Here is a 10,650-nt window from a genome sequence, read left to right as displayed (position 1 = left end):
CATGACTATTTCTGTTTTATAGCAATTGTTTAATTGCTTAAATCAATTAATCTGCCCTGATATAAAACGGACCCCGTTGGTTTACCAGAAGTGGATCCGCCAATCGGCTCCAGGCTGATCTGAAAAAGTTGCCCGGGATTCACCTTGCCCAGGTTTTCAGGTTCAATTGTGAAAGCGCGGGTTGATTTAAGGGTTCCCAATGAACGGTAATCATTGCTTGGTATCTCTGGTTGTACCCAGACTTCCATTGCAAGATTTTCATCAATATTTTGCTGAACCAATGGCTTGAACCGGGCAGCACCGTCCTGATTAACGTTAACTATCCAGGCGGCCTGACTGTTTTGACTGGGCGATGACAGGACGGCAATCATTTTAGCCATATTCGAAGATGATGGAAAAATGCTGACTATCAATAGCAAACAAATTGCCAGTATCAGGCTTGTTATTTTCCATAACCTTAAGTTATTACTAACGATTTTCCCTGTTTCCCGTACTCTTGCCAATAATCCGGACAGCCCGGGTGTTTCATGCTCATGGATGATATCCAGAATGCCACTGGCTTCTTCGGTATTTTGCAAGTTATGTTTAATACTGCTCCATAAGCGCGGATGTAAAGGCTGCTCGGGCAATTGATCCAGATAATGGGTGAAATGATCTTCCCATATCAGGGCAATGCTGGCTGCGGTACTGTCTTGGTTAAAAAGCTGCAGAACATGGCGTTCTTCTTCGCCCGTCAATCCTCCTAGTACGTATTCACCAATTTTTTCATTATCGGCGTGATAAGGAAAATTATTCAGTTTTTTGGATAAATGACGCAATCCCAATAAAATATTTTCCTTGAAACGCCCCAGTGGCATATTCAGCAAGGTAGCCGTTGTGGCCTGTTCGCCAGAACTGAAATACATATTGATCAGACAGCTTTGAGGCTCAAGAGGCAATTCTTCTAAAAAAGCATGAAAGCCAGTGTGTGCAGCATGCTCGGTGTTTATTTCGGCCTGCAAATGACTAAGCGTTTCTACAAGCACCGAATCCCTGCTTTGCAAGGCTGCCTGAATACTGTCATAATTTTGTTTGTACAAGGCGCCAATATGGTAGCGAAGAATGCTGTAAATCCATCCTTTTGCAGGACCTACTTCTTCGTTATAGGTGTGGGCATTTTTCCAGATAGTAACAAAAGCGCGCTGAACCGCCTGTTCCGCATAGCTCAGGTTGCCTAAAATGCGAAATGCCAGAGCCAGCATCTGAGGGGCATCGTGTTTATATAAATTCTGTATAGCGCTTTTTTGTCCTTTTCCGCAGGCTTTTAGCGTCTTTTCATATTGAAAAGAAGTAGACTTGTTAAACATTTTCTTTTCCCAGTTTTTATATTTTCATTACCATCATATTTTTCGAGTTTAACCTTAAAATCAATTTTATTGTATGTCTTTCAATACTGACACCCATTCCTACCTCAAACAATTCAATCTGGATAACAAGGTTGCGTTCCTGACTGGTTCAACAAGAGGCCTGGGGTTTGAAATTGCCAAAGCCATGGCACAAAGTGGCGCAACCGTGATTATCAATGGCAGGACGCGGGAAAGCGTGTCCCAATGCATCAAAAATCTTGGCGATGAAGGTATAATCGCACGAGGCATTTGCGCCGACACCTCAGATTTTGCGCAAATAGACGCGGCATTTGAAAAAATAAAACAGGATTACGGCCGCTGCGATATCCTGGTCAACAATATGGGAATGCGAATTCGCAAGTCGCTGGCTGAGAGTACATTACACGATATCCAGGCTCTGATCCAGGCCAACCTTACCGCTGCTGTGTATACCTCTAAAAAAGCCGCTGAACTTATGGTCAATAACGGTTTTGGCCGGATTATTTCCATGACCTCTATTGCCGGTGAGTTGGCTCGTTATGGCGATGCGGTGTATCCGATAAGCAAAATGGGATTAACCGGTATGATGAGGGCCTTGGCGGTGGAATATGCCCTGCATGGCATTACCAGTAATGCCATTGCCCCCGGTCCCTTTGCCACCGAAACCAATAAAACGCTAGCCGAAGACAAGGAAAAAGGACCGGCTTTTGTGACCCGGGTTCCCATGCAACGCTGGGGTAGGCCAGAAGAAATTGCCGGTGCAGCGGTTTTTCTGGCTTCGGGGCTTGCCGCTTACATCAATGGCCAGGTTATTACCATTGATGGCGGCATGTCAGTTAATTTTTAATTCCAGCTTTTCAATCAGCGGTTGCCAACGTGCTTTTTCCTGCTGCATGTATTGGCTGAATTGCTCGGGTGTGCCCGGAATGGGGTCCATATACTGGGTTTGCAGTTTCTCTTTTACCTGCGGGTCATTAAGTGCCTGAACCAGGGCATTGGCCAGCTTTTCCTGAATAGCTTTATCCACTTTGGACGAAATAACAAAACCGGACCATGCCGATCCCTCAATGCCTGGTACGCCCGCTTCGGAAACGGTAGGGATATCGGGCAGGGCACTTACCCGCTCAGCAGTTGTTTGGGCCAGAGCTGTTAGTCGGCCGTCGTTAACCAAAGGCAAAACTGCAATCGGTGCCAGGGCAGTAAACTGGGTATCGCCGGCCAGCAACGAATTCATGGCATTGGGAGAAGACGCATAAGGAACAGCCGTTGCGACGCCATTAATGGCCTGCAGCATAAGCGCCATGGATAAATGAGAACCCGTGCCAGTTCCTGGCGTTGCATAATTGAATTTATCGGGATTTTCTTTTATTTTATCAATAAGTTCTTGTAAGGTTGTAATGCCCGAGTCGCTTCTTACCGCAATGATATTAGGTTGCGTGACCGCCATGGTAAGCGGGGAAAGGTCTTTCTCGGGGTTGTAGCTTAAGTTATTATAAATAAACGGATTATTAACCAAAGGCCCGGTAATGGAGATCCCGAAGGTGTATCCATCGGGTTTGGCATGGGCGACGGCAGCTGTACCAATATTGCCACCGGCCCCGGGCTTATTGTCAATGACAATTACCTGACCTAGTGTATTTGAGGCCTGTTCTGCCACAATCCTTGCAATCTGGTCTGGTGTTGATCCTGCACCAAAAGGAACAATAAGCTTTAGTTCATGCTCGGGCCAGTTAGCTGTATTGGCCATAACAGCAGAAGAACTGGATAATGCAATGGTTGCCAGCGCAAGCAGGTGCAGGCTTTTTTTAATCAACGGAACAAAACCGGTCTTTGACAATGTAAATCTCCTTGGTAACGATTGGTGTGTACGTTTATTGGTTTCCCATCAGAATACTGTAATATTTTTCCAGTAATTCAGCACTTTGCTTGTCCTTGTAAAGCATGTAGCCTTTATCACGTACCGCCTTGTAGTTATCATAGGGAATACGGGTCTCCAGTGTGGCAAAGCGTGATTCGCACACTGGGAACAGGTCCACTTCAGCAGGTTCCTCCTGATACAACAGCACATACTCACGCGTCATGCAAAAAACAATGGCTTTTTCTTTTTCATACTGGGGGTAGGCTTGTTCCTGTGCATGACTGGTGGTAACCATCATAAAAAAGCCAAGAAGGGCGCCTGCAAAATGGTGTGTTAAGGTTCTCATTGTTCCACCTCTTCGGTTTCCAACCCAAGCATGACTTTGGAGGTAATCGCAAAGGTTTCTTTGTCTTTGGGAGAAAGACTATTGTAAACATCTTCAAGTACGTACTTCTGGCGGTAGGCTCGCTGAAAACTTTCATAAAGATGGGTTTGTTGGGCCAAATAGTCAGCCAGCGGTACTTCTTTAATAAATTCCCCGTATCTGAATTCACATAATTTCAGGAAATCAGCCGCACTGGGCTTTTTTCCGTCTTTGTCAATTACATTGGTTTGGCCCGACAAAATGCCTTCCATGCACAGGGAAACCAGGTCAGTCTTGACTTCTGGTGGATAAGATTCTGCGTTGCATCCTGATAGCACTAAAGTACCAAAGAGCAGGGCAATAAGCGGTTTTACGGTTTTTATCAATTTCACGGTTGGTTTTACCCGAAATGTCTACTAATATAAGGTTAATGACAGCGATTATATAGCGAGTGATCGCGTTAAAAACTTCATTTTTACTTATCGGGGTTTTATTGTGCCTTGAGCCATCCTGTCTGGACCGTAGCCTTGAATAAATATTTGCTGCTTTTCGTGTTGGGGCTGCCACTTATGGCATCAGCCCAAAGCAACACCGACATCGACCTGAGTGATATACCCGAACTGGACCGTGATGTGGTTGTTATGGGCCGTTGTGACCACTGCGAAAAGAATATAACACTACAGGACCTCATGGTTGACCCATTACCAGGCGCACGCTTTTCATCTGCTTATGGCTGGCGCATGCATCCGGTTTTTCAGGAAATGAGACTGCATACCGGTGCCGACTTTGCAGCACCGGCAGGTACACCGGTTAAAGCCGTACAGGCGGCTAAAGTGGTTTATATGGCAAATCGTGGTGGATACGGAAAAACGGTTGTGCTTAAGCATGACGATACCTACAGCACACTTTATGCCCATCTTGAGCGCTATGCACCAGCGCTAACACATGGCGCTTATGTAAAGAAAGGGGAGTTGATTGGTTTTGTAGGCTCAACCGGAAACTCGACAGGGCCGCATCTGCATTATGAAATCAGAAAACACGGTCAACCCGTGAACCCGGCAACCGGAAAAGAGATGCAACTGCCTGCGATCATAAAGGTAAAAGGACCGGGCATTAGTGTTAAGCAAAAAAACGCCCGTATCCGAACCCTATTAAAGTAATAGGGTTGGCTGGTTATTTCTTAAGCGGGCAGCCAGTTTTGCAGCCAATGATTGAGTAAAGAGGGCAATAACCAAACAAGCCTGTTGCCAGGGGGATAATGCCTAAATAGCCCCACCAGCCGATGGTTCCGGTAATAGCCAGCACAATTAATACGACACCCACGATAATACGGAGTAGTTTATCGATACCGCCAACATTTTTATTCATGAGAAAGCCCTTTTTAATGGATTAACAAAAAACTGACAAGATTGAGTTGATGTTGAGCACAAAATTTTACGTTGAATACACATTAGGATGACGTGGTATCGCTACAGTATAAGTGATGCAATATTTCAAGCATAGCAATGGCTTTAGGGTCTGCCAGAGAATAATAAACATTTCTGCCTTCCTTGCGCGTTTGAACCACCCCGTTTTTTCTGAGTACCGTTAAATGCTGGGAAAGATTGGGCTGATGAATATCCAGCAATGCCTCAATCTCTCCCACCGTTTTTTCACCTTCAAACAAGTGGCAGATCATTAGCAAGCGATCTTCATTGACCATTACTTTAAGCAGCTTTATGGCTTCAGTTGCACCTTGCCGCATAGCAGTGGATAAATCCGTAGTAGGTATCGTGTTCATAATTTCAATCTAAGATGATATTTATTATATACATAAATATAATATAAATAAATATAATATTCACAAGTTTTGTTTGATTTTTCTCAAATGGTTTGCTATCAGGGGGTGTACGTGGCTCATACCCCGTTTTCTAACAGCTTGGCTGCCTTGCTTTCCAAAACATTTCCTTCGCGATAATACCCTATTAAGGTATTAATGTTTTGATGTCCGGTCATTAGCATGGTTTCCGCAATGGGGATATTTTGCCTGGCCGCTTCGGTCACAAAACCAGAGCGCAACGAGTGTGCGGTAAATTCTTCACTTAATCCGGCCTGCGCGCAACGGGATTTAATAATTTTATTAATCGAAACCGGGCTTAATTTCCCACCAATTGCCCCACCTTTATTGATTTGTCTAAAGATATAACCGCTATTCAATTGACTGGCTTCAAGCCAGTCGGCCAGCGCCTGTGCCGCCATACCCGAGACCGGCTTATAAGCATCGGCAGATACTTGTCCGGTTTGATTGGTCTTTGAATATAAAAGCAGGTACAGGTACTCACCCGTCTCTGATTGGTGAATAAGCCGGTCAAAGTGAGCATCTGAAATTTCAGAGCGCCGCCTTCCGCCACTTGCCCAGGCAAACAAAATTAAAGCCTTATCCCGTAGACCTTTTAGGGACTGATCACAGGCTTCCAGTAACTGTACAAGCGGCTCTTTGGTAAGCGCAGGGCGCTTTATTGAATGCATGCCTTTTTTCGCATAGGCTTTTTGGGTTTTACTAATCAGCTCTTGCACACGGGGGTCTTTACAGGGATTTGGGTTGGCAAACGCCACTTTATGTGCTTTGGACAACACCGCCAGGCGATGCAAAAGGGTGGCAATTGAAAAATGACCTTTTTGAGCCTTGAATTTATTTTCCACCAGAAAGGAATCCAGTTCGTCAGGCAAGCCAATGGTTTCGCCAGAAGACGTGTAGCGCAGGGCGTGATCAACAATAAATTGCAACACTACGGGCACTGGCAATGGCAGGGTAAATGCCTGGTTGTAGCGCGCCCTGTACCAGACAGCCCAATACTTCATGGCACTTTTGTAGCTATTGCGCGTATTTTTTGATTCTCCCTCGGACATGATTTCGGCAATGGCTTGTTGAGTTGTCTCGTGCAATGACGCAGGATTCAGCAGCGGCAAGTGATTAAGCAATTTAAGGTTTTGTGTGGGCATAAACACCATTTTCAACTAAAAAGATTGGATATCTTGCATTGTTGTAAGATATAATATGTATTATGTATTATGTATTGTATATTACAAATAAACCATATAGGTTATGATAATTTATACTTATCATAACCTATATTCTAAAGCGTATTCAAAATGATGCAATTAAAAAATACAGGGCGCGGAATTCAACAGGAAGATGTCTGGAAAGCGGCAGATGAATTGTTGATAGAAGGGCAACGCCCCACCATAGAGCGAATCAGGCTGAAAATAGGGCGGGGTTCACCCAATACCATTAGCCCCATGCTGGAAAACTGGTTTGCCATATTAGGTAAACGCATTAACGGCACGGCCTTTACCAAGGAAAGCGCGATAGCAACGCCTGAGCCGGTAGAGCAGGCTATTCGGCACGCATGGGAACTGGCGCTTGAACAAGCCACCAAAATTGCACATGAAGCGGTGAAAAGCCAACAAGAAGAAAACGAACGCATTAGAGAGATGCTGGATTCAGAAAAACAGACGTTTGAACAGAACAAACGCCTGCATGAAGCCGCCTTGCTGGAACAGGAAAAATTATTGGCCAATGTCACCAGCCAACTTCATGATGTTAAGAATATGTTAGCCCAAAGAAACCGTGAGTTTGAAAACCTGAATACAGAAGCAGGGCGGTTAAAAATTCAAATTGCCGATTTACTGTCAGAAAACAAGGCCCAGCAAGAAGCGGCAGAACAAGCCCTGGATAAAATAAACCGGCAGCATGCCAAAGAAAGGGAAGGGCTTGAAACCCGATTCAGGTCTCTGGAACTGCGCTCGGTAAGTGAAATTGACCGTGCCCGCCAGGAAACAAAACAGCTTGCGCAAAAACTGGAGCAAAGCAGCAAGATACAAAAAGACCGTGAAAAATCACTGCAAACCAAGTTGGAAGAAGTTTATGAAAAACATCGGGAGCTGTCACAAGTCAGTGAAACGGGACGCTTAAATCTGCAAGCAGCACAGGATGAAACGCGCTTGCTAAATGCTCAATTTGAACAGTATAAGTCTCAAAGCGAGCAGCATCACCGGCAATTGAAAAAGGAAAACGAAACACTGTCGAACGCACTTACCCGGCAACAGCAAAACCAGGCCTTGCAGCAGGAAATGTCACATCTGCTTGAAAAACTCAATGCCATTTCTTTAACCAGCACGGATAAAACAGAAAAAAGCAGCTTGAATAAGTAACCCCCCAAGACTATGATTGTTACAGTTGCGTGAAATAAAAGTGGGTGCGAATATGAAAATAAAATTCCTGGGTGCAGCCGGTGAAGTAACCGGTTCATGTTTTCTGGTGCAAACTGGAAACATTCAGTTTTTGGTTGAGTGCGGTATGGTGCAGGGGGGACGTGATGCACCCATACGCAATCGACAACCTTTTGATTTCAATCCAGAGGAATTGGATTTTGTGCTGCTTACCCACGCACATATTGACCATAGCGGCATGCTGCCAAAATTGATTAAAGCCGGCTATTCGGGCTATATATACGCCACCCGGGCAACCGCCGATTTACTGGATGTTCTTTTGCCCGACAGCGCCCATATCCAAGAGGTTGATGCAGAACGGGCCGCCCGCAAGCCACGCTCAAAACAAGGCCGGCATTATGGCTTAACAACGCCTGTCTACAGCATGGCAGATGCACTGCAAACACTTAATCATGTCAAAGAAGTGGAGTACGAAAACATGATAGATCTGGCTCCTGGTATCAAGTGTCGTTTTCAGGATGCGGGCCATATCCTGGGTTCCGCCATTATCGAAATCTGGATCACCGAGGGTGAAACCACCCGAAAAATTGTGTTCAGTGGTGACCTTGGTCAACCCAGCAGGCCCATTTTACGTGACCCTGCCATAATCGAAGAGGCGGATATCCTGATTATGGAATCCACCTACGGTGACAGGCCACACCGTGCGAGCAACTCAACGGAAGAGGAAATCGTTGATATTTTCACCCGCACTTTACCCAAGGGGAATATTATTATTCCCGCTTTTGCAGTAGGGCGCACCCAGGAAGTCATCTATCAGTTATTACAATTAGCCCAGCATGATAAAGTGAATGATCTTAAGGTTTTTGTTGATTCTCCTATGGCTAGCAAGGCAACCGCCATCACCATGCAACACATGGAACTGTTTGACGAAGAAGCCAAAAAAATGCTGACCTGGAAGAAAATCGGCACCGAACTGCCCAACCTGTATTTCACCGCAAGCGCTGAAGAGTCGCAAATGCTGAATAAAATCCGTTCAGGCGCCATTATTATTTCAGCAAGTGGCATGTGTGATGCAGGCCGTATCAAGCATCATCTGCGTCACAACCTGGGAAGACCAGAATGCGCCATCATGATTACCGGGTTTCAGGCCATGGGGTCATTAGGTCGCCGTCTGGTGGATGGCGTCAAAAGGGTGCGTATTTTTGGTGAAGAAATTAATGTAAGGGCGTCCATTCATACCATTGGTGGACTGTCCGCCCACGCAGACCAGCCAGCCCTGATAAACTGGGCCAAAGGTTTTAAAAAACCACCACAATACACGTACCTGGTTCATGGCGAGGACAATCCAGCCCAAGCCCTGGCCAGCAGGCTGCAAAATGAACTTAATTGGAATGTGCATATTCCCAAAAGGCAGGAAATCGTTTCATTTAATTAAGACTATAATCACAGCATAGGGCAGGGCTTGCACACCAGGCATATAGCCACATTCAGATAATATTTTTATATATAACAGTAAAAAAACAATGATTGATTATGAACAACGCAAGGCGCTTCAAAAAAGTATAAAAGAAGGCGCTACTTACCGACTTGCGCAGGAAGACACTGATTTTCTTGCCAGTGATGAACTGCGCGCACAACGTCTGACGCTTGAATACCTTAAAACAGATAAAGTTTTGAACGATAATTGCATACGCTCTACCGTTGTAATTTTTGGAAGCGCACGCATCAGCTCACCGGAAGAAGCCAAAAGTAAAATGGAACAAATCCAGAAAATGCTGGATGCCTCACCGCAAGATGAAGTCATGATCAAAGCCCATAAAAAGGCAGAACGTAATTTGCGCAACTCATACTATTACGAGCAGGCCATCCGTTTTGCCAAGATGATTTCCGAACACTACCAGTATCAGGGTAATTGTGATTATGTTATTACAACCGGTGGCGGCCCCGGCATTATGGAGGCCGCTAACCGTGGGGCCTTTGAAAGCAAGGCCCGTTCAATCGGCTTGAATATCACCTTGCCGTACGAACAAACGCCAAACCCGTTTATTACGCCTGAACTTGCTTTCCGTTTTCATTATTTTGCGCTCAGGAAAATGCATTTTCTGGTCAGGGCAAAAGCACTGGTTGTTTTCCCAGGCGGCTACGGAACCATGGATGAGCTGTTTGAAGTGCTAACGTTAGTACAGACCAAAAAAATGGATCCCATTCCTATCATACTTTTTGGTTCAGAATTCTGGCAGCGCGCCATTGATTTTGAATTCCTGGTAGAAGAGGGCATGATTAATGAGCACGACCTGGAGTTGTTCAAGATGGTTGATTCTATTGATGAAGCGTTCACCATGCTGCAGCGTTTTCACGCTGAGCATATGTAATACAAAGGTTATACCTAAACGGTTCTAGATCAACGCGGGCATTCTATATCGCCATCAATCCGGTTATTGCCGCCTTGCAGGCGACTGCCCTGGTCACAAACAATATTGCCATCAACGGTTGTATTTTTTACGGAAAATGAGGGCGTATAGGTTTTGGCTTCGATATTGCCATCGATGCGGCTATCACTAATTTGAATCTGGCTGGCTTGTTTTGAAATCACGTTACCATCAACCTTGGCGTTTTTAAGTACGAGAGTGGCATTTTGAAAGACCTCGATGTTGCCATCAACCCGTGTCCCATTCAGATTGCAATTAGCACCACTGGGCACCTTAATATTGGCGTAATGCTCCGCCCAGTGCCGTCTTGAATTTCCTCGTAGAAAAACGACAATAGGTTCCAATCTATTTTTAGGTTGGAACTTATGAACAGCACTCACACTTCTACAGACGCGTACCGGCGTCTTTCTCGCCGTCATTTCA

Annotated in this window: 13 protein-coding genes; 5 read left to right on the top strand and 8 right to left on the bottom strand. The window is 45.3% G+C overall.

Annotated features, from left to right (window positions below; translation table 11 throughout):
- Positions 1-29: 29 nt before the first annotated feature.
- A complete protein-coding gene (locus JHL22_RS04495; RefSeq protein ID WP_200234367.1) occupies positions 30-1,346 on the bottom strand; it encodes an anti-sigma factor domain-containing protein in 1,317 nt (438 codons plus the stop codon).
- Between the two features lie 73 nt (positions 1,347-1,419).
- Here JHL22_RS04495 and JHL22_RS04490 point away from each other — a divergent pair, with 73 nt between their 5' ends.
- Positions 1,420-2,211 carry an SDR family oxidoreductase gene (locus JHL22_RS04490; protein ID WP_200234366.1) on the top strand — a complete coding sequence of 264 codons (792 nt, stop codon included), beginning with the start codon at positions 1,420-1,422 and terminating at the stop codon, positions 2,209-2,211.
- Here the strand turns inward: JHL22_RS04490 and JHL22_RS04485 are convergent.
- From JHL22_RS04485 to JHL22_RS04475, 3 genes are read right to left on the bottom strand one after another with little or no spacing between them, the layout of a single operon-like run.
- Positions 2,197-3,201: a Bug family tripartite tricarboxylate transporter substrate binding protein gene (locus JHL22_RS04485; RefSeq protein ID WP_234041116.1), complete on the bottom strand. Its 1,005-nt coding sequence runs from the start codon at positions 3,199-3,201 to the stop codon at positions 2,197-2,199. The two genes, JHL22_RS04490 and JHL22_RS04485, sit on opposite strands and share 15 nt — an antisense overlap.
- Positions 3,202-3,235: 34 nt before the next feature.
- Positions 3,236-3,568 carry a hypothetical protein gene (locus tag JHL22_RS04480; protein ID WP_200234365.1) on the bottom strand — a complete coding sequence of 111 codons (333 nt, stop codon included), beginning with the start codon at positions 3,566-3,568 and terminating at the stop codon, positions 3,236-3,238.
- The gene (locus JHL22_RS04475; RefSeq protein ID WP_329610635.1) at positions 3,565-3,978 is read right to left on the bottom strand and encodes a hypothetical protein; all 414 of its coding nucleotides are present in this window, start codon (positions 3,976-3,978) and stop codon (positions 3,565-3,567) included. Before JHL22_RS04475 ends, JHL22_RS04480 begins: the two co-directional genes overlap by 4 nt.
- A gap of 135 nt (positions 3,979-4,113) precedes the next feature.
- Here JHL22_RS04475 and JHL22_RS04470 point away from each other — a divergent pair, with 135 nt between their 5' ends.
- Positions 4,114-4,746 carry a M23 family metallopeptidase gene (locus JHL22_RS04470; protein ID WP_200234364.1) on the top strand — a complete coding sequence of 211 codons (633 nt, stop codon included), beginning with the start codon at positions 4,114-4,116 and terminating at the stop codon, positions 4,744-4,746.
- Positions 4,747-4,759: 13 nt separating this feature from the next.
- Here the strand turns inward: JHL22_RS04470 and JHL22_RS04465 are convergent, their stop codons facing one another.
- The 3 genes from JHL22_RS04465 to JHL22_RS04455 form a co-directional block, all read right to left on the bottom strand.
- Positions 4,760-4,954: a YgaP family membrane protein gene (locus JHL22_RS04465; protein WP_200234363.1), complete on the bottom strand. Its 195-nt coding sequence runs from the start codon at positions 4,952-4,954 to the stop codon at positions 4,760-4,762.
- Between the two features lie 82 nt (positions 4,955-5,036).
- Entirely contained in the window at positions 5,037-5,366 is a 330-nt protein-coding gene (locus JHL22_RS04460) for an ArsR/SmtB family transcription factor (RefSeq protein WP_200234357.1), read from the bottom strand.
- A 116-nt stretch (positions 5,367-5,482) separates the two neighbouring features.
- On the bottom strand, positions 5,483-6,568 hold the full coding sequence (locus JHL22_RS04455) for a site-specific integrase (RefSeq protein ID WP_200234355.1): 1,086 nt from the start codon (positions 6,566-6,568) through the stop codon (positions 5,483-5,485).
- A gap of 150 nt (positions 6,569-6,718) precedes the next feature.
- Between JHL22_RS04455 and JHL22_RS04450 the strand changes: the two genes are divergently transcribed.
- The 3 genes from JHL22_RS04450 (at position 6,719) to JHL22_RS04440 (ending at position 10,170) form a co-directional block, all read left to right on the top strand.
- A complete protein-coding gene (locus tag JHL22_RS04450) occupies positions 6,719-7,780 on the top strand; it encodes a DNA-binding protein (protein WP_200234353.1) in 1,062 nt (353 codons plus the stop codon).
- A gap of 52 nt (positions 7,781-7,832) precedes the next feature.
- Complete coding sequence (locus JHL22_RS04445) at positions 7,833-9,233, top strand: MBL fold metallo-hydrolase RNA specificity domain-containing protein (RefSeq protein WP_200234349.1); 1,401 nt, start codon at positions 7,833-7,835, stop codon at positions 9,231-9,233.
- An 88-nt stretch (positions 9,234-9,321) separates the two neighbouring features.
- Positions 9,322-10,170 (top strand): LOG family protein, encoded by an 849-nt coding sequence (locus JHL22_RS04440; protein ID WP_200234347.1) that lies wholly within the window; start codon positions 9,322-9,324, stop codon positions 10,168-10,170.
- A 29-nt stretch (positions 10,171-10,199) separates the two neighbouring features.
- On the opposite strand, the gene JHL22_RS04435 is transcribed toward JHL22_RS04440, so the two are convergent.
- On the bottom strand, positions 10,200-10,650 hold a 451-nt coding region (locus JHL22_RS04435; RefSeq protein ID WP_234041115.1), incomplete at its 5' end, for a polymer-forming cytoskeletal protein.

Source organism: Advenella mandrilli (assembly GCF_016595155.1).
In the GTDB taxonomy this organism is placed as follows: Bacteria; Pseudomonadota; Gammaproteobacteria; order Burkholderiales; family Burkholderiaceae_B; genus Advenella; species Advenella mandrilli.
The sequence above is the reverse complement of the archived record's forward strand: the minus strand, read 5'-3'. Positions and strand labels throughout refer to the sequence as shown.

Coding starts and splice junctions, on each gene's coding strand:
- JHL22_RS04495 (WP_200234367.1), bottom strand. CDS start 1,346: ATGTTTAACAAGTCTACTTCTTTTCAATATGAAAAGACGCTAAAAGCC.
- JHL22_RS04455 (WP_200234355.1), bottom strand. CDS start 6,568: ATGCCCACACAAAACCTTAAATTGCTTAATCACTTGCCGCTGCTGAAT.
- JHL22_RS04450 (WP_200234353.1), top strand. CDS start 6,719: ATGATGCAATTAAAAAATACAGGGCGCGGAATTCAACAGGAAGATGTC.
- JHL22_RS04490 (WP_200234366.1), top strand. CDS start 1,420: ATGTCTTTCAATACTGACACCCATTCCTACCTCAAACAATTCAATCTG.
- JHL22_RS04445 (WP_200234349.1), top strand. CDS start 7,833: ATGAAAATAAAATTCCTGGGTGCAGCCGGTGAAGTAACCGGTTCATGT.
- JHL22_RS04440 (WP_200234347.1), top strand. CDS start 9,322: ATGATTGATTATGAACAACGCAAGGCGCTTCAAAAAAGTATAAAAGAA.
- JHL22_RS04480 (WP_200234365.1), bottom strand. CDS start 3,568: ATGAGAACCTTAACACACCATTTTGCAGGCGCCCTTCTTGGCTTTTTT.
- JHL22_RS04460 (WP_200234357.1), bottom strand. CDS start 5,366: ATGAACACGATACCTACTACGGATTTATCCACTGCTATGCGGCAAGGT.
- JHL22_RS04465 (WP_200234363.1), bottom strand. CDS start 4,954: ATGAATAAAAATGTTGGCGGTATCGATAAACTACTCCGTATTATCGTG.